General features: G+C 37.7%; 22 protein-coding genes. 11 read left to right on the plus strand and 11 right to left on the minus strand.

Going from position 1 to position 21444, the window contains the following annotated elements; genetic code table 11:
- The first annotated feature begins 2 nt into the window (after nt 1-2).
- The gene (locus A994_RS11590; RefSeq protein WP_237739742.1) at nt 3-335 is read left to right on the plus strand and encodes a type II toxin-antitoxin system mRNA interferase toxin, RelE/StbE family; all 333 of its coding nucleotides are present in this window, start codon (nt 3-5) and stop codon (nt 333-335) included.
- Nucleotides 336-362: 27 nt separating this feature from the next.
- Here the strand turns inward: A994_RS11590 and A994_RS11595 are convergent, their stop codons facing one another.
- Nucleotides 363-1235 carry a 4Fe-4S binding protein gene (locus tag A994_RS11595; RefSeq protein WP_004031828.1) on the minus strand — a complete coding sequence of 291 codons (873 nt, stop codon included), beginning with the start codon at nt 1233-1235 and terminating at the stop codon, nt 363-365.
- Between the two features lie 307 nt (nt 1236-1542).
- Between A994_RS11595 and A994_RS11600 the strand changes: the two genes are divergently transcribed.
- The 3 genes from A994_RS11600 to A994_RS11610 all read left to right on the plus strand — a co-directional run bounded on the left by A994_RS11600 (nt 1543) and on the right by A994_RS11610 (nt 4482).
- A complete protein-coding gene (locus A994_RS11600) occupies nt 1543-1680 on the plus strand; it encodes a CopG family ribbon-helix-helix protein (RefSeq protein ID WP_004031829.1) in 138 nt (45 codons plus the stop codon).
- Between the two features lie 139 nt (nt 1681-1819).
- Nucleotides 1820-3598, plus strand: a complete 1779-nt coding sequence (locus A994_RS11605) for a cation:proton antiporter (protein WP_004031830.1) — start codon at nt 1820-1822, stop codon at nt 3596-3598.
- A gap of 344 nt (nt 3599-3942) precedes the next feature.
- Nucleotides 3943-4482 (plus strand): hypothetical protein, encoded by a 540-nt coding sequence (locus A994_RS11610; protein WP_004031831.1) that lies wholly within the window; start codon nt 3943-3945, stop codon nt 4480-4482.
- A gap of 272 nt (nt 4483-4754) precedes the next feature.
- On the opposite strand, the gene A994_RS11615 is transcribed toward A994_RS11610, so the two are convergent.
- From A994_RS11615 to A994_RS11650, 7 genes are all read right to left on the minus strand, one after another.
- Nucleotides 4755-5666, minus strand: coding sequence for a prenyltransferase (locus tag A994_RS11615; protein ID WP_004031832.1), 912 nt, complete (start codon nt 5664-5666; stop codon nt 4755-4757).
- Between the two features lie 294 nt (nt 5667-5960).
- Nucleotides 5961-6281: a hypothetical protein gene (locus A994_RS11620; protein WP_004031833.1), complete on the minus strand. Its 321-nt coding sequence runs from the start codon at nt 6279-6281 to the stop codon at nt 5961-5963.
- Between the two features lie 485 nt (nt 6282-6766).
- Nucleotides 6767-7375: a hypothetical protein gene (locus tag A994_RS11630; RefSeq protein ID WP_004031835.1), complete on the minus strand. Its 609-nt coding sequence runs from the start codon at nt 7373-7375 to the stop codon at nt 6767-6769.
- A gap of 175 nt (nt 7376-7550) precedes the next feature.
- Nucleotides 7551-8336, minus strand: a complete 786-nt coding sequence (locus tag A994_RS11635) for an EFR1 family ferrodoxin (RefSeq protein ID WP_237739743.1) — start codon at nt 8334-8336, stop codon at nt 7551-7553.
- A 6-nt stretch (nt 8337-8342) separates the two neighbouring features.
- Nucleotides 8343-9083, minus strand: coding sequence for a 4Fe-4S binding protein (locus A994_RS11640; RefSeq protein ID WP_004031837.1), 741 nt, complete (start codon nt 9081-9083; stop codon nt 8343-8345).
- A 13-nt stretch (nt 9084-9096) separates the two neighbouring features.
- Complete coding sequence (locus A994_RS11645; RefSeq protein WP_004031838.1) at nt 9097-9684, minus strand: TetR/AcrR family transcriptional regulator; 588 nt, start codon at nt 9682-9684, stop codon at nt 9097-9099.
- 252 nt (nt 9685-9936) lie between these two features.
- Nucleotides 9937-11196 (minus strand): hypothetical protein, encoded by a 1260-nt coding sequence (locus tag A994_RS11650; protein ID WP_004031839.1) that lies wholly within the window; start codon nt 11194-11196, stop codon nt 9937-9939.
- A gap of 474 nt (nt 11197-11670) precedes the next feature.
- Here A994_RS11650 and A994_RS11655 point away from each other — a divergent pair, with 474 nt between their 5' ends.
- Complete coding sequence (locus tag A994_RS11655; protein ID WP_004031840.1) at nt 11671-13422, plus strand: B12-binding domain-containing radical SAM protein; 1752 nt, start codon at nt 11671-11673, stop codon at nt 13420-13422.
- Nucleotides 13423-13509: 87 nt separating this feature from the next.
- Nucleotides 13510-14004: a hypothetical protein gene (locus A994_RS11660; RefSeq protein ID WP_048204252.1), complete on the plus strand. Its 495-nt coding sequence runs from the start codon at nt 13510-13512 to the stop codon at nt 14002-14004.
- A 235-nt stretch (nt 14005-14239) separates the two neighbouring features.
- Here A994_RS11660 and A994_RS11665 read toward each other — a convergent pair whose 3' ends face one another.
- Nucleotides 14240-14581 carry a DUF2098 domain-containing protein gene (locus tag A994_RS11665; protein ID WP_048204253.1) on the minus strand — a complete coding sequence of 114 codons (342 nt, stop codon included), beginning with the start codon at nt 14579-14581 and terminating at the stop codon, nt 14240-14242.
- A 188-nt stretch (nt 14582-14769) separates the two neighbouring features.
- On the minus strand, nt 14770-15066 hold the full coding sequence (locus tag A994_RS11670; RefSeq protein WP_004031843.1) for a PRC-barrel domain-containing protein: 297 nt from the start codon (nt 15064-15066) through the stop codon (nt 14770-14772).
- A 281-nt stretch (nt 15067-15347) separates the two neighbouring features.
- On the opposite strand from A994_RS11670, the gene A994_RS11675 reads away from it, so the two are divergent.
- The 4 genes from A994_RS11675 to A994_RS11690 all read left to right on the plus strand — a co-directional run bounded on the left by A994_RS11675 (nt 15348) and on the right by A994_RS11690 (nt 19472).
- Nucleotides 15348-16397, plus strand: a complete 1050-nt coding sequence (locus A994_RS11675; RefSeq protein ID WP_004031844.1) for a CBS domain-containing protein — start codon at nt 15348-15350, stop codon at nt 16395-16397.
- A 116-nt stretch (nt 16398-16513) separates the two neighbouring features.
- Complete coding sequence (locus A994_RS11680; RefSeq protein ID WP_004031845.1) at nt 16514-18145, plus strand: tRNA uridine(34) 5-carboxymethylaminomethyl modification radical SAM/GNAT enzyme Elp3; 1632 nt, start codon at nt 16514-16516, stop codon at nt 18143-18145.
- Between the two features lie 172 nt (nt 18146-18317).
- The gene (gene deoC, locus A994_RS11685; protein WP_004031853.1) at nt 18318-19004 is read left to right on the plus strand and encodes a deoxyribose-phosphate aldolase; all 687 of its coding nucleotides are present in this window, start codon (nt 18318-18320) and stop codon (nt 19002-19004) included.
- A gap of 117 nt (nt 19005-19121) precedes the next feature.
- A complete protein-coding gene (locus tag A994_RS11690) occupies nt 19122-19472 on the plus strand; it encodes a cyclophilin-like fold protein (protein WP_004031854.1) in 351 nt (116 codons plus the stop codon).
- Between the two features lie 286 nt (nt 19473-19758).
- Here the strand turns inward: A994_RS11690 and cofH are convergent, their stop codons facing one another.
- Nucleotides 19759-20874: a 5-amino-6-(D-ribitylamino)uracil--L-tyrosine 4-hydroxyphenyl transferase CofH gene (gene cofH / locus A994_RS11695; protein ID WP_004031855.1), complete on the minus strand. Its 1116-nt coding sequence runs from the start codon at nt 20872-20874 to the stop codon at nt 19759-19761.
- Nucleotides 20875-21027: 153 nt separating this feature from the next.
- Between cofH and hfoA2 the strand changes: the two genes are divergently transcribed.
- Entirely contained in the window at nt 21028-21234 is a 207-nt protein-coding gene (hfoA2, locus tag A994_RS11700; protein WP_004031856.1) for a histone HfoA2, read from the plus strand.
- Nucleotides 21235-21444: the final 210 nt, after the last annotated feature.

A 21444-nucleotide genomic window follows, 5' to 3' on the forward strand; every position in this document is an offset into this window, starting at 1 on the left:
AAGTGAAACAGGGCCATTGTAGTACTTTGAGGGAATGTTTACTACTTTTTGAGGATTTCTGGGCTGAATCCCATAGATCAAATCCAATAATTTCCAACAGGTTCCAGAACGAGATGGAAAAACTGTCCCAAAAAGACCATGAACAGTATAGTCATGTTTTAAAGAAGATGGAACAGATCACAGCCAACCCCTTGCACTACAAACCATTGAGTGGTGATCTGCATGGTTCCCGACGAACACATATAGGAGATTTTGTATTGATATACGGAATTAAGAATGGTAGAGTGGTTTTTCAGGATTATAATCATCACGACAATATTTACCAAGACAAATAATACAATACTACCCCATAAAATCTGATTTTATTCCAGCTCAACATCAACTAGTGGTTCCACTCTTGCCAGTGAGCGTTTTACAGCATCATCACTTATTTCAATCTTTAAAGCACCTTTAGGACAGATTTCAACGCATCGTCCACATATTCTACATTTTTCCATGTTTCGTGTTATTCTTCCTTCTTCCATGATGATTGATTCTACAAAACACTGGTTGCGGGCACACAATCCACAATTATTGCATTTTTCCTCCTGGAAAATTATTTCAACTCCTTCCATGGACGAAAAACTACCAGTCATACTCTCTGGTAGGTTGGAGGTCATCTTCCAGAGACAGCAGCACTGGCAACAGTGACAGATGGAAAGAAGCTCTTCTTTGGGACCTGTATTTAACCAAAGGCTGTCTATCTTATTTCTACCTATTATCGGGACCAGACCTGCTTCCTGACATCTATTTATGTGTTGAATTGCTTCATCTGCTGAAACTGTTCTCCCCAGTGTGGAAGATATTCTCTGACTTCCTTTCCCTAAAAATAAGCATCCTATATCATGAGGATAGTTCTGGCAATCGTTGGAAGTTCGGCATATGCAAGTATCCATTATAAAATGGTATCTTGACCTTTTGATCATCTCCCCTAAAACCTGACTGGGGAGTACTGTATTTTCATTTGAAAATGGAACTTTAGTATTTACATCCAGCTCCTGAACATTTACTGCAAGGTTGGTTTTAATAGTAGCATCCCGGGGAAGTACTTGTATATCATCCCCTGCAAAAAGTATTCTATTAACCAGCCATGCCAGAGGTGGAAGTTTCTGGCAAGCCCTTGCCATGAAAAAACGAGTGTTGAAGGTTGAATGTATAAGTCGTATGCTGATATCTGAAATGCTGATCTTTCTCATTGGATTCTCCTCATTTCTATAAGGTAGCATATCCTGTATTTAACTTCTATAATTCTATTTCTATGATCCTCAATGACACTTAACAAATTTCAGGAGAAATTAACAATAATCGCATTAAACCATTACAGGATTATTAATCATTGCTGTCCTTAATTTATTTAATCATAATCAGTAATTCACTTTATTTAATTATCCAACCAAATTCTTAACATCTTCCAATTCAATCGATTCATTAACGTGGCTAAATTAACAGATAACCCCAGTTTGTCAGTAAAGTATATATATGTATTGGAATGTACTGATAAACATGACAAAAAAAAAGAGTGTTTACATCCGTCTGGAGCCAGAGTACATCGAAAGAATTGACCAGATAGCCAAAAAAGAGGATCGTTCCAGATCATACATTATACGCAGATTGATCATAAATGGACTGGGTAAAAAGTAATATTTTTTAGTTATTTTTTATCTGTTCAGTGAGGAATAGTTTATAAACACTTATAAAAGTATGTAAGCACCCCATAAAGATATCTAAGAACTGCAAAAAAGGTGCAAATTGCTTTAAATCTATCTAACGGATGATGACCATGAGTGGAGATCAAATTCTACTTAGTTTGGGCCTTATTATTGGATTGGGAATTTCTCTGCAATGGTTAGCCCGTACAATTAAAATACCGGGAATTATATTACTACTCCCCGCAGGAATGATAGTGGGTCCTGTTTTAGGTCTGGTGAAACCCTTTGAAATTTTTGGAGATTCGCTTTTCCCAATTATCACCCTTGGTGTTGGTATTCTCCTTCTAAAGGGAGGTTTTGAGTTACGCATTCGGGATCTTAAACCCAATGTGAGTAAGGCTGTGTGGCGTTTAGTTACATTAGGTGTATTAATAACCCTGACTTTAGGTACGCTAACTATTCTACTAATTTTAAAAGTCCCATTTATCCTGGCGCTTCTTCTTGCCTCAATTCTGGTTGTTTCTGGACCAACAGTAGTGGGCCCCATACTCCAATATGCTCGTCCCAAGGAGCCAGTGGGCTCGGTATTGATGTGGGAGGGTATTATTATAGATCCCATAGGTGCCAGTTTAGGGGTTGCAGTTTTAAGTTACATTATCTCCCCCAATTCATTCCCCATCCTGGATATTTTATTTACCATAATAACTGGAATTGTGATCGGATTGATTGCAGCAGGATTATACATTGCTTCTGAAAGATCCAGAAGAATTCCACCAAATTTAAGTGCACTGGTAGCCTTCATGTTTGGAATAATAGCCATAGTTAGTGGAGAATTAATACTACAGGAAGCAGGACTTTTCGCCGCAGTTACCATGGGGTTAGTAGTGGGTAATCAACGTTTAGCTCCAGCAAAGGGTATTGAAGAATTCACCGAGACAATTGAACCATTGATACTGGGAATTATATTTGTAATGCTGGCTGCCCTGGTTGATTTAAATGCCATGGGAACATATTTCTTCTCGGCTCTGCTATTAGTAGGTGTTTACGTTCTTATTGTCCGGCCACTGGTGGGAATGGTTGCCACCAGAGGTTTAGGATTCAACTGGGAACAACGGATTTTCATTGGAGCAATGGCCCCCAGGGGCATTGTGGCTGCAGCTACTGCTTCTCTGTTTTCCATAAGCCTGTTAAAGGTAGGTGTTAATTTTCCACACTTGATGCCCATGGTATTCCTGGTAATAATATTCACAGTGGCTATATATGGGATCATGGCACCAATTCTTTCCAGGAAACTAAAAATTTCTCAGCCCGGAAGGAATGCAGTAGCAGTGATTGGTGACCAACCGTGGATCATCAGTTTAACCAACTCACTACATAAAGCAGGTTGCAGTGTGATGTTGGTGGCCCCTGATGAGGAGGATGTTGAGAAAATTAAATCCACACTTCCCTACTTAACCTATACCGGGCCTATGGCGCACTTAGCAGATGAAGATAGAATAGATGAATTTCATGAATTTAAAAATAGGGTTGAGTGGCTTATAATAGTCACTGAAAATCCAGATCGCGTGAAAATTGTTCAGGACACTTTTTTACGCCAGTTAGGATATTTGAGCATGATCGTGCTTGGCAGGTACCGGCAGAAGCAGGATGAGATTATTTTCGCCAAAGGAGGATCAGACATGTTAATAAACACTCCATTTGGACTTTTTGGCCGCAACCAGGACGAAATACTGGACTTTTTAGATGAAGGTGCTGTTTTTGAAGCCATTAATCCATCAACACAACCGGCTGAAGGTGGTGTTCCACAGGGAATGAAACCTTTTCTAAGGGTTTTAAGCAACGGAACACTAGCTGTTCCTGCAGATACCTCACCCTTAAAAGAGGATGAATGGTTAATAGTTGTTCGTTAATTTTTAAATAATGGTAAAAACGAGCAGCTACTTAAAACACTCCCAAACCAGCACAATGAAGACATCACAACATGAATAAGCTTTAAAATGTCAGATTATTTTAGGGAATACTGGAACTTGGGCACAAACTGGTTTAATTTGGGAAAAATTCTTTTTATAACCTTTTTTAGAAAGAGTACAAGATCAAATAAACCATTTATTAAACTAAAACAGGTGAATCTAAAATTCAAAACATGAATTCACATGTGAAACAGTCCGTAATCAACGTGTTATAAACTCAACTACATGAAATAAATTATTAAAACACCAATAGAGGTATTACCATTATTTGTAAGGATTCTCCTTTGAATACAAGAAATATTTTAAGATTTATCTACAAAATCAGTACCCTTGTAACTCCTTATTTGAGTTTTATATTTGTTTTAATTTTTCTGGTACCATGGATTCTTGGTAATCTCCAGTTACATAATTCAGATCAGGTTTTAACTCTCATTGAAGTTTTTGTTTTAAGTTCAGCCACACTTTCACTTCTAACCTTCACCTACATCGCTGCGATGAGTGACTTGCATGAAAAGGTGAAAAAATCAATGGTAACATCTGGTGAAGCCTTTTTTGTGGCCACAGTCCAGTTTATTGTGGGTTTAGGTATTTTTTTACTGGTGAACCTCATCAAGGATCATTTTACAAATCCAGGTGAAATTGCTCTAAGCTTCAGTATAGGTGGAGTGGCCTATGTGATCCTTATTTTAATCCAATTCATTGGAATGTATGAAGTGGCCTCAGCTTTAAGCAAATTTTTAAAAGGAATATTTGAGATTTATAAATCTTTCAGGGTGTTGAAAAAGCCTCGTTTGTATGTTTTTTTAAGTGAAAGGTTAAATTAAAAAATAAGTTGTTTATTATCTCCAATTCTCAATGAATGAGAACTAATTTTCCAATTCTCAATGAATTGGAACTATATAAACATCCTGAATATTATTTGGAATTAGACTCTATTATTAGAATTAAACTCATTTAAATCATGATACCAGCCTTTACTTGTACCTCCCTGTACTTTAGGAAGCAGGAAAATGCGTATGATGATCTCAGTTTATTATTTTTATTAATTTATTAAAATTCAATGAAACCCATTAAACACCCCTCACCTACCAATTTTCTAAATTAAGTAGATGAAATAAGTGTTTACCATGATTATGAAAACAGAAAGAGATAAAATGTTATAATTCGCTAATTTAAGGGCAGATTTTTTTTTAATTGATTTTTTCCTGGCGCTTAATATTCCAAAACCTAGGGGAACTAATGAAAATATGAAAAGCATTCCCCAGTTGATTGGGGGAATGTTTGTAATTAGTGGCATGAAAAAGAAGGATAATGTTGCAATTAATGCTGCTATTGCACCTATTATAAATCCAAAATGACGACCATATGTTACTATTGCTGTTTTTTTACCCCCAAAGCTATCTGCTTCCATATCCGGTATCTCCACATTGATTATAAAGAGTAACTCATAAAATATCAGAGGGATTGCAAAAATAATGAAATTTATATCCAATTTTCCCATTAAAACTACGTAACCAATCCCAGGCACTATAAATCCAGTTAATGCCGTTGCTAATTCGCTTAACCCATTATAAGATAATTTGAGCGGAGGGGCAGAGTAGTACCATCCCAGGAGGTTTCCACTTAATATCAAAATGAAGAATGAAACTGGTAACTGAAAAAGGATAGTGGTGATAATGGCCAGGAAAATGGATAATCCCATGAGAAACAGGGCAAAGTTTTTAGAAAATTCACGAAGCTCAGGATTGGTAACCAGAACTCCACTCCCCCCTGAAAAACGGGTAGGTTTCTGAAACTGGTCCACCTCAAAGTCGAAGTAATCATTACTGTAAGAAACTGATAAATGTGCAGCAAATAAAGCCGCATAGCCCATTATAAATTTTTCCAAATTGAACTGGGCATTTAATAAAAGAGCCAGTAATGTTCCGGCACAAAAGAATAAAAACCCTCCTAAAATGAATTGTAAGCGCCCAAGCCTAACAATTTTTAATGTATTATTGAAATTCATTTTAAATAATTTAAATTATTCTACTGAATTTTAACCATTTCATTTTATAATTACATTGCCTTAATCACTCCAAAATTGCCCATATTTATCCCATCCCCCTTGATAATAACTTTTTGTTGTGTAATTTTTAATTTTAAATTCCTAATTAATTGATTATATAATATGATTTTCAGATGATTTAAAATAATTTGATAATATCAAATGAGTATTGAATTTAAAAAGCACTAATTAACACTAAAAAACTCTTTTTTAACCCAAAAACCCACTAAATCACAATTAGGATCTTCCTAAAAATTAGGATCTTCCACCCGTGAAGAACCTGTATAATAGTTCATTGCCTTTTTTCTTATCCCTAATTTCATCCATGAGTTTGATCTTATCTATAAACTCATTCTGGTACTCTTTCTGGAACTTTTTCCATCGTTCCGGGTTTTTAGATAACCAGTTGGTTGACTCGTTTTCTTTTGTGGAATATTTCAGCAATGCCATTTTTGGTGGCTTTTTACTGTGTGGGTTAGATCCCCGCCTGGACCTGATTTGGGCCACCATTTTCTTGAATTTATTCTTCCGCTGTGGGAAGTGGTGGGACCTTGTTGTACGGACCATATCTACCATTTTTACCCCTTAATCAATATTATGAAGGTTTATAGTATTTAATTATGTGGACAGGAAATGGATATTCAAACCTCAATTTACCGGGGATAAATTACCATATTGAGTGAAGATCAATCCAGTATTCAAGTTTGGTGAAAGACATTGAAATAATCAGAAATTAAGTTCATAAAAATAAGATACAACACTTATAAATTGACAAATTCCGGCTAAGATTAATAAAAATCCGGCTAATGTCATATATTTGTTCTCTGATGGATTTTTTCTCTGCTTATATAAAGTTAGAATACCCGCAATTAGGAAACCTATTCCTGCAATAATATTAATGTAAAAAAAGCTCATGTGATCATCTCTAACTCTTTTGGATACAATCGACTTTATATTGAAATGATTGATATTATTAATCCTAAATTTCCTAAAAATCAGGATAAATAATAAATACGGTTAAGATATGTTTTAAATTTATCTTAATACACTCCAGATTTATTTTAACACCTCTCCAGAAAACACTGAGCCATAGAACGGGTCTTAGGACTTTTACTATCCCTCTGAGATTTCACATAATTTTCAATAAGTTCTTTATCCTCTGCTTCGGGGTAGATCTTCCCAAGGGTCTCAATAGCGTAGGCTTTTATGAGTTCCTTCTGCTTGCCCTGATGAATCTCATCAATACTCATGAGTATATCCACAATCCTGGATCTGAGGTTAGGCTTGTTATGAGATATCACACAAGAATTTAAAGCAACATGAGATGCAGTCATAGCTTTATCCCCGGCCAGTATTCTATAATAACTATCAAATATTGTTTCAAACTTATTATCCTTATCCACACTGGTTAAACTGGCCAATATGTAGATGGCTATATATTTATGGTAGTTATTGGGACTTTGAAGCATTTCCTGGAAGTAATCCCATTCAGAATACAGGAATTCAGGATTTTCCTCGGCTATTTTCTGCATGACCTTGAAACTGTTCTGCCGGATGGTGTTATCCTTGGATCGCACCCCATCTTTCAGTTCCTGGAAAGTATCATTATCCTTAACTGCATCTCGGGCCAGTCCCTCCACATCAATGTTTTTCTCATTTAAATTTAGCATTTTTAGAATCTCCCTGGGATTTATTGAAAAAAGGTTTTTAAAAATTTAGTTGGTTTTTAGTTTAACCTTATTTAACTTTTTTTAATAGTATAACCGGGTGAAATATTTTAACACAATAATCCATTTGACACGTTTAATCCATTTAATACAACTAATCCCTTTTTAACCAACTAATCTATTTTAGAAATTCCTTGGCCTTAACCGCCCTATATGTTTTACCCTTGTAATTGCAGGGGCAGGGAATAGCTCCACGGGGACATAAAGATGTGCACCTTAAACAGTATTCGCAGTTAAAACCATGCTCCGGTGGCTTTCCTTCTTCCAGGGTTATGTTATCCACCGGGCAGAGTCTTACACATATACCGCACCTGCGGCATTCTTCGTTATCTGTTTCCAGACGTAACAGTTTCTGGTTGAGATTGGATTCTGTGATCTTCAAACTGGCAATGGATGTGTAGTAAAGTGCATCAGAAAGTACCGGGACCCTTCCCCACTTTGATTCATCATTGATAAGATTCAATGTATATTCCTCTGCTTTTATGAGTCCTTTTTGAACCTTTTCATGACAGGTTTCCTCATCCTGAATGTAGAATATGTTGGGAGGCATTACAATCTCTTTCGCCCCAATAGGTTTGTATCCCTTCTTTTTGACTATTTCGTGCACTGGACCCACAATGCCCCCTGAGAATCCTCCCAGGGTGTCCACCATAAAGACCTCTGTGGCCGTATCAGTCACGGGCAGTGCCCGGATGAACTTCCATACGAAGTTGTAGGTGGATAATTCTGCTATTGGAAATCCCAGGCCAATGGTATGTTCTAAATTAACATCTTCCGGGTTTGATTCTTCTATTTTGTGCAGGTTCACAGGGATACCGTTCTCCTGGAAGGTTTCCTGCATCTTTTTAACCACAAGTAAGGTGTTTCCGGTTCCTGAGAAAAAGTAAAAATCCACTGTTTCCATTTTCATCTACCTCTTTTTGGGTATGCCAAAAGAATAATTTATAGCTCCTTTAGGGCATGAATCCACGCATTTTCCGCATAAAATACATTCAAAGTCGTGCATATCTTCTTTAAGTACTTTTTCTTTCACAACAAGACTCATCGGGCAATTTTTACATAACTTACACTCCACACACAGTTCTTTATTGGCTTTCAGGTGAAGGGAGGGCCATTGGAAGAAGTTTTTAATCTTTGTCCCTATGATCATGAATGGAGCTATGAAGCAGAAGTAATGGCAGTTGGCCCTTTTACCTGCAAGAATAACTATTATAATCGTTGTGAAGATGATTCCATAGTAAATAATGTATATGGCTGGTTCTGAGATGGAAACTCCATACTTGGTCATGAATAAAGGATCAATGGTAGTCAATCCTCCAGCCATCACAGCCAGTAGTGCTATGGTGGTTATCCATGGGACAAAGAGGAAGTATTTAATCCAATTATATTTTCCTCCCCTTGTGTTTCCATTGTTTATTGAAAAACAGTATTCCTGAACTCCACCAGTAGGGCAGGCCCATCCACAGAATGCTCTTCCAAAAAACAGAGACAGGATAAACAGTGCAGTGAAGGTCAAAAAGCTGCCAGTTATTATTCCAAGTGATGCTCCCCACATAATCAAAAATGGGGAAAAATAGAATAATGTAACCGGAAAGAGTAAAAATGATATGAGTAATGTTGTTTTTCGGATTTTTTGTCTTTTATTGTTCATGGTAATCCCTAAATTAGACCTCAATGGGTGTGATGAACTTTTCTTCAAATTGTTTAACAACTTCTTCCAGTACTAATTCTTCATCAAATATCATGTAACTTAAAACACCGTCCAGTGCTGCCATCAATGTTATGGCACTGGCTTTCACATTGTGGGGTTTGAATTCACCCAGCTGGATCCCCAGGTTGAATGCACCTTCAAAAAAGGCCACATAATCTGAGGTGTACTGCTGGTAGTACTTTAATAACTCCGGATTTTCCAGCATTTTTGCAATTGAAAGAAACAGGAAGGCAGTTTCTTTGGGATGTTCCAGCCAGTAGCGAATGTAATTTTCGATATAATACAGGATTCCTTCACGGACTGATGAACAACACCCTGCGCTTTCCATTATTTCCCCTACTTTTTCGCTAATTTTCTCATTGGCCGATACCAACACCATGTCTTTGCTGGGGAAGTAATGGTAAAGTCCACCTTTACTTATCCCTGCTTTTTTAGCAATAGTATCCATTGTAGTGTTTTCGTAACCTTTTTCCAGGAATACATCAATTGCTGCCTGTGTTATCTCATTTATTCTTTCTTCCCGGGGTTTTCTTGGAACCATCTTAACCTCCTGCAAACCGACCGTCGGTTTGTTAATTTTTTTATTAAACTTATTCAATATAAACTTATCTCCACAGAATATCCATGAAAACATAACTTAAAAAGAATTAATCCAAAAAATTGACAGATTATAAACATTTAATTATGCATGTAATACAATATTAATATGTTGGGTAAAGGTAGTAAAAAAGGTTTTAGATCAAATCTTTGATTAATTTATTTTAAAAGAAAAATAAAAAAGTGAAGAAGGGATTTAATTACTTATTGTTTTTTTCCGGGTTGCAAATAATCCACCCAGTACACTTAGAACAGCTATGGCCAATGGTGCTAATGGTGCTCCAGTGGTCTGCATTCCGACCGTGTTTCCCAGTGCTGTTGTTGTGGTCGCGGCGTTTACTTGAGAGCCATTGCTGGATGAACTTACCGAGTTAGGATCATTGGGATTTATTGGAGTGGGCACAAAAGATGCATACTTCAAATCTCTGTTAGTAGAGTCGTAGTAGCTGATGTGGGGGTTGTTGTTGTCCAGAGCTAATGAAGTATATCTGCCAACAGATCCTGCACTGTCTATGGTTTCAATATTCCATAGGGTACCATCATAATAGGCATACTTCAAATCACCATTTGTTCCGTCAGTGTAGCTTATGTGAGGGTTGTTGTTGCTGTCCAGAGCCAATGAAGTAGGTAACCAATCCAGATCACTGTCTATGGTTTCAATATTCCATTGGGTACCATCATAATAGGCATACTTCAAATCATGATTAATATCCTCAAAGTAGCTTATGTGGGGGTTGTTGGTGCTATCCAGGGCTAATGAAGTATATCTGCCAACAGATCCTGCACTGTCTATGGTTTCAATATTCCATTGAGTACCATCATAATAGGCATACTTCAAATCACCAATATCCCAGTTATAGTAGCTGATGTGGGGGTTGTTGTTGTTGTCCAGGGCCAGAGAGGTATATGGACCTGCATTTCCGCTGTCCACGGTTTCAATATTCCATTGAGTACCATCCCAATAAGCATACTTTAAATCATTATAGGGATCCCCTGCATAGTAGCTGATGTGTGGGTTATTGCTGGTGTCTAAAGATAGAGAAGAGAACCAACCCACAGCTCCGGCGGTGTCTATGGTTTCAATATTCCATTGGGTACCATCATTATATGCATACTTCAAATCACGATTTGTTCCGTCCATGTAGCTTATGTGGGGGTTGTTGTTGTTGTCTAGAGCTAGTGAGGTATAGTAGTCTGGATTTCCGGTGTTGTCTACAGTTTCAATGTTCCATTGGGTACCATCATAAGAGGCGTACTTCAAATCACCATTTGTTTCATCATAGTAGCTTATGTGAGGGTTGTTGTTGCTGTCCAGAGCCAATGAAGTATCCACACCTACGTTTCCAGTGCTGTCAACGGTTTCTGTGTTCCATGTTCCGTCGGCAGCTGAAACTGCACCACAGAAAATTACTCCTGTTACTAAAGCCAGTATTAAGATTGTTATTTGTTTTTTCAAGTTCTTTTCACCTCCTTTTACAATTGATCAAGTAATTCATTTATTTTGTCAGGTTTTGTCAATGAATGTTGTCAAACCTTTAAAACTAGTAAAAGGTTATTTTAGTAGATGTTTCGTATTTTTGTTCACTGACAAAATTGTATTTTATAATTAATATTATTTATTCTAACATATAATTATAGTGGGTACGCATTCATTTTTGTAGATCATTATTTTTAGGCATAAATTTTATTTATAAAGGAGTTAATGTTTAAATATATGAAAAAAAAACTAAAATCGTGTAAATTAATTAATTTAACGCCTTAATTGTTGTTAAAAATTAGTACTTCTTTTTTCGAAACTTATTAACTTTTTAAGAATTAGTTATAAAGGATTATTAAATGTAGTAGCATATGTCTGAAATGTAGTCCAGACATATTAATACGTGTAAGAGAAAAATATCGATTCAAAGGACCTAAATGTATAGGGTTTTACATGAAAGAAAAGAGAAAAGGAAAAGTCCTCCTGGTAGGTGCAGAAGACGAAGAAAACTTGGCTATCAGGTATCTGGGAGCTGAACTCCAGAAAAAAGGACATACGGTTAGAATTGTCCCCTGCTCAAATAACGATGATTTTTCAGGGGTTTTAAAGGAATTGAAAACATTTGATCCCGATATTGTGGCAGTTTCAATGGCCTTCCAGTCACTAGCACCCATGTTCCTGGAACTTATCTTAAACATAAAAGAAACTAAACCAGGAGTACACGTAACTGTGGGAGGGCATTTTCCCACCTTTGAATTTGAAAAATTATTAGAATACGAAACCATTGATTCAGTAATTCGTTTTGAGGGAGAACACTCCATTGTAGGACTGGCAGATGCCCTGGTGAATGATAAAAGTTCATTTAATAAACTTAAATTAAATAAAAATTTATCAGATATCTCTGAAAGCTTATTAGATACTCCTAAAAGATTATCAAATATCTCCAATTTCGAAAAAAACTTATCAAAAATTCCTAACTTAGTCTATAAATCGGCTGGAGAAAAATCAACAATAAAAGAGAATCATCTTATTCGGAAATTCCCTGATCTGGATTATTTACCATTCCCACTACGTAATGAAACCCCCCATAACAGGTTGGGTGAGAGATTTGCCACCCTCATCACCAGTAGGGGATGTTTCCATTCCAGTTGTATTTACTGCTGTATTGGTGCGTTTCATAAACAAAAAACAGGACTCCCCTATTCATTGAGATCTCCAGAAAATGTTGCCAGGGAAATGGGAAAACTTTATCACCAGCATAAAGTGAGATTATTTCAGTTTCATGACGATAACTTCCTTTTACCCTCTAAAAAGAGCTCCCACGCTCGCCTGAATTCTTTGAAAAAATCATTAATAGAGGAGAAAGTGGAACTGGAGGATATTGCTCTTTTAATTAAAACCCGCCCCGAAGGTGTTGATCAGGATATTTTAACTATTTTAGAAGAAATGGGCACAGTAGGTGTGTTTTTGGGAGTTGAAAATGCAAGTGACAGTGGATTAAAAGTCCTGGCTCGTTCTTCAACTGTAGATGAAATTAATCATTCCCTGAAACTCCTGGAAGATTTAAACATGGGCGTTACTTTTAATCTGCTGATGTTCCATCCACGGGCCACCCTAGAAGAGATCAACGAGAACATATGCTTCATGAATATGAACAAAAAACTGGCATTTGATTTTGGTAGGGCGGAAATTGTGGCTGGCTCCCCACTTGAACAGTTTGTTAAACGTAAAGGACTTTTAATGGGCCAGTGGCCTCACTGGGATTATCGAATTCAGGATGATGCTGTTGAGAAGATGTTCCGCCTCAACAGTCTCACATTTTACAGGGAAAACTCACCCTACCCTGAACTATCCCATAAACTAATAGCATTATCCTATCGCTCCAACTTACTCCAACATTTTTATCCAGGCAAAAAATCAGAAAAACTACAGGATGAGACAAAATGCCTTATCAGGGATACCAACGAATTTACACTCCAGTCTTTACTTGAAATCTACAATTTGGTGGCTGAAAAAATAATTGAGGATGATATAAACGGTTTATTCAAAAAGATGAATGTTTTTTATGAAAATTCAACTAAAAAGGCATCTGAAATGGCTGGAAAAATGGGAAGGTTTCAGTTGGTGGAAAAAAAGTTTCAGGATAGGGGTGTGAGTGATTATTTTCAAAATTCACCAACTATGGAGAAGATTTTCAGGATTTAGCCTTTTAAAAAAACTTATAAATTGGATTCGCAGATTTTCTTTAATTTTATCTTAAAAATTAAATATTAAAAAAGATAAAGAATAGTTATGGTAGATATAAGAGAACTACTTTATCCTAACAAGTTTAAGGTAACCCTATTTTTATTGTTGACCATTCCCTGTATCGCCATGATAACTGTTCTACTGGGCAGTGACTACTTTTATTATAATTATTATTTTTCCCACATCTCCTATCTCTTTTTAATGAAAATATTCACCTTTCTGGTGACGGGCATGGTGTTGAGCTACCTATTTAGTTGTTTTATTGATTATTTTGTGGAGAATGATAAAATAAAAATAAGTATTGCCATCATTTCAGGGATAGCCTCCATAATTATAGTTTATGTTTTCTATAAAATGGTGACAGAGCCTATTATCTGTGACCCGGTGCATATTCCTGCTAACAATCAAACTGTGTGCGATCCAGTACACCAGCAGGTTCAGGGAAAAAGTTACAATATTGAGGTTTTAGATGGTCTAGAAGTGGATAAATCTATGGTTAAAGACTCATTAAATCAGTGCATCCAGAATTTGAAGCTTTAATTTAAGTTAAACCCTTATTATGAGTTAATTTAAGCAAAAACTTAATTTAAGTTATATTTTATGTTTAACAAGTAAATAAGACCTAAGTTACTTTCCATGTTAATAGATTCAAAAGACCTAATTTATATTCCATTTTTAATAGGTAAATAAAAAAATAATAATCGATTCCATGAAGATCAAATTAATAGCGTTCAATAAGTCATAAATTTCAAAAAAATAGATTAAAAGTGGAGTTTTAACCTCCACCATCACACAGTTCATTGCTCATGTCTATGTCTTCCAGGTTCTTTTTAATGTTTTCCAGCTTTTTCTTAGTAGCTTCCTTATCATCAGCAGCTTCATCACTGGATTTAGTAGAATTTCGTCGGTATTCCCTACTTTTAAATCGAGTGTACTCTTCTTCATTCAACAGTTCAAGATAACGGCTGTTGTACCATAACTCAGTGGTGTCCATTTTAGCCCAAACACCATCTTCATCACTTCGAACACTTAAAACCTCCCCTGCACTACCAGTACCACTGTAACGCACATGAGAACCGACTAAAATCTCTTTGTTTTTCGGGTTTACTGATTCCACATCTTCACCCCCGGTTAATGGATTGTATATAAATAATTCATCTCCCAATAAAGAGTTTAAATATCAAAAGTTCTATTTTTAATGGTTCAATTTTAATGTCTTAACTTCTAACATCTTTTATATCTAATTTTAATATCTTTTATATCTAATTCTAATATCCGGTTTAAATTTAATATCCATATTAATTTCTATTTTTTAATATCCAGCCTAACTTTCTCTTTTTTCTGAATCTCTTTTTTTTGAACAGCCTCTACCCTTGCTTCCAGTTCGTCCTTTTCAACATTTAACAGTAAATAATCCCCCACTTCATCAATATCCGCTGTTTCTATCTCCAGATCTTTTCTGGTGAGGCCAAAGTCACTGGTTGATATGATCATACTGGTTATAACTCCTTCCTTTGGTTTTATGACCATATCCACAACTTTACCTATTTCGTTAGCCTTTTTATCCAAAACTCTTCGCCCGAAAAAGTCGCTCACTTTCATTTAAACACCAGTTTATATTCTGTTTTTTAATGTATATATTTTTTATTGCCCATTTAGAGGGTTTTATATCCTTTTAATCTAGTTCAAATTTGAAAGATGGATATGAAACACCTTCAAAAGTCAATTTTCCCAGATATATTCTGATTATTCAGGGATGGGTTTTTATTTTCACACTGTCATTTATACAGTTTTAAAACCAACTATTAATAAGATAAATTGTAGGAGTACGAGTTAATAAAATAATTGTAGGAGTACGATATGAATTTAGGGAGTGATGAATAATGAAGTATTCATTTAAGATTTTCAGTGTTTTCAACATCCCTGTGGAACTGCATATTTCATTCCTGCTTCTGATGGCCCTGATCTATGGTGTGGCCATCTTCAACCTGGTCCCTGGAGTGGATCTAAATGCAGCGTTACTAATCACCCTGCTTTTTGTTACTGTTGTTCTGCATGAATTAGCCCATTCCTATGTTGCTCAACGGTACGGTATTGGCATTGAAAAGATCGTGCTTTTACCAATTGGTGGAATTTCAGCTATGGAAGAATTGCCAGAAGAACCGGGCCAGGAGTTCAGGATCGCCATTGCCGGACCACTGGTAAACATTTTAATAGCACTGGTATGTTACGGGCTCTTTTTTGTACTGTTACAATCTTATCCTACCATTGCATCCTTCCTTAATTACTTTGCACTGGTGAATGTAATTCTGGGGGCATTCAACCTGATCCCAGCATACCCTATGGATGGTGGCAGAGTTTTACGAGCCTTTCTAGCAGGGAGAATGAGTTACCTTCAGGCCACGGAAACTGCTGCTTCAGTGGGTAAGTTCCTGGCCATAATTATGGCTGTAGTTGGTATATTCTGGAATTACTTCCTAATACTCATTGCATTATTTATTTACATTGGAGCTGATGCCGAGTACAAGGAAATAATGATTTCCACTCTCCTGGAGGGGATAAAAGTGAAGGAGATAATGACACCACAAGTGAGAACAGTGCCACCTGCAACCCAAGTGGAAGAGCTAATGGAAGTTATGTTCCAGAATAAACATATGGGTTACCCAGTTACGGATGGGGACAATCTTTTAGGTATCATAACATTCAATGACATTTCCCGGGCCAATAAAGGAGATGAAAAGAAACCTGTAACTGAATTCATGACCCGTGATGTGATCATAACCCACCCGGAAGAACCTTTAAATGATGCCCTGGCCAAGCTAAGCCAGGCAAACATAGGAAGGCTCCCTGTGGTAGAGGATAACCAGTTAGTTGGTATAATCTCCAGAACCGACATTATGCGTGCCATGGAGATACTTAAACTTAAAAAATAATAATTAAACTCACATATTTTTACCATGGAAATCATTGATTTTCAATAAAATCATAGTTAACAGTTCATTATTAAGCTAAAAAATATCACATTCTACTAAATTTTTGGAGAAAAAACATGAAGGAAGCCGCAAGATCCATAATAAACGATATATTGGAAGGAAAAATACAAAACAGGAAGGATCTGGAGAAGGCGAAGTTTCAGGTGTGTCGTAATTATAAACTGGACCGGTTTCCCCGTAACTCGGAGATACTTCATATGGCACAGGAAGGTGAAAAAGAAATCATCACCCCTATTTTGAAGAAAAAACCCACACGAACCATCTCTGGTGTGGCAGTGGTAGCAGTTATGTGTCCCCCACATAAATGTCCCCATGGAAGGTGTCTTTACTGCCCTGAAAGCACAATAGCCCCTCCCAGTTATACGGGGGAAGAGCCAGCAGCATTGAGGGCGAGGATGTACGATTTTCATCCTTATAAACAGGTTTACAACCGGTTACAACAATTGGAGAGCATAGGCCATCCCCTGGATAAGGTGGAACTTATAATTATGGGGGGAACCTTCCCTTCACGTTTTTTATGTTTCCAGGAATGGTTCATTACCCAGTGCCTCCAGGCAATGACTGATTTCGGGGTTAAGGAATATAAATTGAATTCTGATGATGAGTACACAGGAGGCAACATTGATCTGCAGGGATTCGAGTACCTGGAAGACGTTCAAATAGCCAATGAAAGTTCCAGTGTTCGTTGTGTCGGTATGACCTTTGAAACCAGACCAGATTATGCTAAAAGAGAGGATGTGGATCGAATACTTAGAATGGGTGGTACCAGGGTTGAGCTGGGTGTGCAAACCATTTATAACTTCATCTATCACCGGGTAGAGCGTGGCCACCGGGTGCAGGACACCGTAGAGGCCACCCTTGTTTTAAAAGACTCCGGGATTAAGGTGGCAATGCATCTCATGCCCGGCTTATTCAGTGACCAGGAGCGTGACCTGCGGATGTTCAGGAGATTATTCTCTGATGAACAGTTCAAACCAGACATGCTGAAGATCTACCCCTGCCTGGTGACCAAAGGGTCCAAACTCTATGATTTATGGGAAAAAGGAGAATACACTCCCTACTCCACTGAAGAAGCAGTCAAGCTAATAGTAGAAGTTAAGAAGATCCTGCCAAAATGGGTGCGTACCATGCGCATCCAGCGGGATATCCCCTCACAACTCATAGAAGCAGGTGTTAAAAAGTCCAACCTGGGAGAACTTGTTTATAATCAACTTAAGGAAGAAAAAGTTCAGTGCCAGTGCATCCGTTGCCGGGAAGTGGGGCATCAGGCAGCCCATGGAATATTCACCAGTAAAGAGAATGTTCAGCTTTTAATGGAGAAGTACCGGGCCAGTGAAGGGGAGGAAATATTCATGTCCATGGAAGACACACAAGCAGATGTCCTTCTCGGCTTTTTAAGGCTACGAATGCCATCAGCACATGCTCACCGTCCAGAAATCAGCTCCGAAACAGCTTTAATTCGTGAATTACATGTGTACGGCCCCATGATACCATTAGGTGAAAGGGAAGATGAACTGTGGCAGCATCGAGGTTACGGTGAAGAGTTACTCAAAAAGGCAGAAGAGATCAGCCGGGAAAAGTATGATAAAAGAGAAATTCTGATTATCAGTGGGATCGGAGCCCGTAACTATTACCGTAAATTTGGCTATGAAAGGAAGGGACCCTACATGGCAAAAAAATTAGATTAAATGTGGATACTGACCTGTTGAAGTGAAATTCACCCACTTCTTACTGTAATTATTAAATCAGTTGAATATTAAAAAAAATACTGAAAATCATTTGCAATAAACCAGAATCCTATTTGCAATAAATTACATCATTTGCAAAATAATAGATACCACAAAACGGAGGGATTAAATTATGATATCCATAGAAGAACTGGCAGGAATGATAGACCACACCAATGTGCAGAGGGATGCCACAGATGATGATATTCACGCACTCTGCCAGGAGGCAGATAACTATGACTTTAACTGTGTCTGTGTAACACCCACCCAGGCAGATCTGGCAAGTGAACTCCTGGAAAACTCAAACACCCAGGTCTGCGTGGTGATAGGATTCCCCTTTGGAGTACAAACACCACGTGCCAAGGCCTTTGAAGCAGAGGAAGCTGTAGCCAATGGTGCCTCTGAACTGGACATGGTGATGAACATCGGCGCCCTCAAATCAGAACATTATTCCCTGGTCCAGGCTGACATCGCCGCAGTGGTGGGAGCAGCACGGGGACGCGTGGTGAAAGTTATTCTGGAAACAGCACTTCTTACCCGTGATGAAAAGATAATTGCCTGCCAGTTGGCCAGAGAGGCAGGGGCGCATTACGTTAAAACATCCACCGGATTCGGAGTAAGCGGTGCCACAGTAGAGGATGTCAGGCTCATGCGGGAGACTGTGGGACTGGAGATGGGTGTTAAAGCTGCCGGCGGTATACGGGACCTGGAAACTGCCCTGGCCATGATCGATGCAGGGGCCAGTAAAATCGGCACCTCCACCGGTGTGCAGATTATGGAAGAACTCCTGGAACAGGGCGAAAAAGAGGATATATTCTAAATTAAAAAAATGTTTAGATTAAAAGATGATATGTTTTAGATTAAAAAAAGAAAATATTTCCCAGATTAAACTGTATTGACTGTTTAATAAGAAAAAATGTAGCCCAGGTGAACTCAAATGGAAATTGAAATCGAAATACTGAAAAAGGAAACTGTTAAAGTACTCCTTGATGATCGAAACCCCTCAACTGCCCAGGAATTCTATGAAAATCTCCCCATGGAAGGTGAAGCCCAGTTATGGCAGGAAGAAGTTTTCTTCCCCATTCCCCTTGAACATGACTATGAAAACCCCTCACCATCTGCGGATAAAGGAGATGTATCCTACTGGCCTCCAGGAAAGGCATTCTGTATCTTCTTCGGAGATTCCCAGCCTGCATCTGATGTGAATCATATTGGACGGGTTGTTGAAGGTTTGGAGATCATGGAGAGTGTTGAGGAGGGGGATTGGGTGATTATTAAACCCGTTTGAATTTAGTTAAACTGTTTGAACATTTTAATAATGTTAGATCTATTAAAACTGTTTAAACATAACTCTTTCAAACATTTAAAATTAAAAATAATTTATGAATTCAGTAACACCCCACCATAATTTAAAGCATTTTTAGGTGGTTTATACTGAATTTTTTGAGATTTATATGAATCAGTTCAAATTTAGATTAATCATTTAAAAATATGATTTAAGTTTAAAAAGGGATTGATTCTAAATAAGTTTAAAAAGGGATTGATTATAAGAAATGAATAATTTTTTTAAAATATTACACTGGTTTTATATTCTTATAAAGGGTGTCTCTTTCAGCAGGAATCCGTCCCAGATCCCTTATGATCCGCTGCAGGTCTTCAGGTGGTGTGTAAACCCCGTGTTGCGCCCCTGCAGATCTTGAGATGTTCTCTTCTCCTAAGGTTCCACCCATATCATTGCAGCCTGCAGTGAGGCATACCTGGGCGAATTTGAATCCCAGTTTCACCCATGAAACCTGTATGTTAGGGATAAGATCTCCAAACATCAACCTGGCCACTGCATAAAGTTTAAGGTCCTCGGTGCCAGTAGTTCCTGGACTGGAGATTCCTTTCAGGTAAAGGGGTGCATTCTGGTGCATGAATGTGAGTGGTACGAATTCTGTGAATCCCCCTGTCTTTTTCTGTATGTTTCTAAGAATTTCCAGGTGCTCCACCCGATGCTCCACACTCTCCACATGACCGTACATCATGGTACAGGTGGTGGGTATTCCAGTCTGGTGGGCAGTTTCAACAACCTCCACCCACTGGGATGTGGTGAGTTTACCCTGACAGATAATCTCTCGAACTTCATCATTCAATATTTCAGCGGCTGTTCCAGGCATAGATCCCAAACCAGCATCCTTTAACATTTTAAGAGTCTCTTTAAGGGACATTTCGGACTTTGATGCCCCGTAATAGATTTCCATAGGAGAAAATGCATGAATATGGATATCAGGAATTTCCTCCTTAATACCAAGCAGTATCTTTTCATAGAAATGAGCATCAACATCAGGGTGAAGTCCTCCCTGGATGCATAGTTCCACTGCACCATTATCCCATGCAGTTTTTGCCCTTCGTACTATTTCATCCATACTCAGGAAGTAGGCACCATTATCAGTGGAGTCTTTTCGGAAGGCACAGAACCCACAAGTTCCAGTGCATATGTCTGTGAAGTTGATGTTCCAGTTTGGAATATAAGTAATCTCATCACCCACTAAGGACTGCCTCCTTAAGTCTGCTGTTTGAATAAGGGCTTGATATTCATTACCAGTAGTTTTAAGAAGCTTAAGTGCATCTTCAGAAGAAATAATCTCATTTTTGGCTTTATCAAGTATCTCTTCTATAGTGGGTTCGATGTCCGGACTCTTATACATGAGAATTCCTATTGATGTTTATAACCTTTAAAGTTTTGGTAGGTTGATGATCACACTTGGTGGGTGTGCATGCCAAGTACCATGGCCCATCATGTCATGAAAACCGATATCTTTAAATATTATAGTGTCCTAGCTAGATTAGGAGGTGAAATTATGGCTGAATTACCAATTGCTCCAGTTGGAAGGATCATAAAAAATGCTGGTGCACAAAGGATAAGCGATGATGCAAAGGAGGCTTTAGCCAAAGCTCTGGAAGAAAATGGCGAAGAGCTAGCTAAAAAAGCCGTCGAACTTGCAAAACACGCTGGAAGAAAGACTGTCAAAGCCGAAGATATCGAAATGGCCGTCAAATCCGCTTAAGTTTTTTTATTTCTTATTTTTCTTATTTTTTAGGTTGATTATTTTTTTTAATTACATCTATAATCCATTGTGATCTCATAATATGACTTTCAATTTGATGTTTTCATTTTAAGAACTTTAAATTGTCAATTTTGGGCATATGGATGGATTATATGTTGTGAAGACCAATACTAAATCTCCCATATTTATGTGACGTGTATAATTAAAAAT

Source organism: Methanobacterium formicicum DSM 3637, assembly GCF_000302455.1.
GTDB lineage: Archaea > Methanobacteriota > Methanobacteria > Methanobacteriales > Methanobacteriaceae > Methanobacterium > Methanobacterium formicicum_A.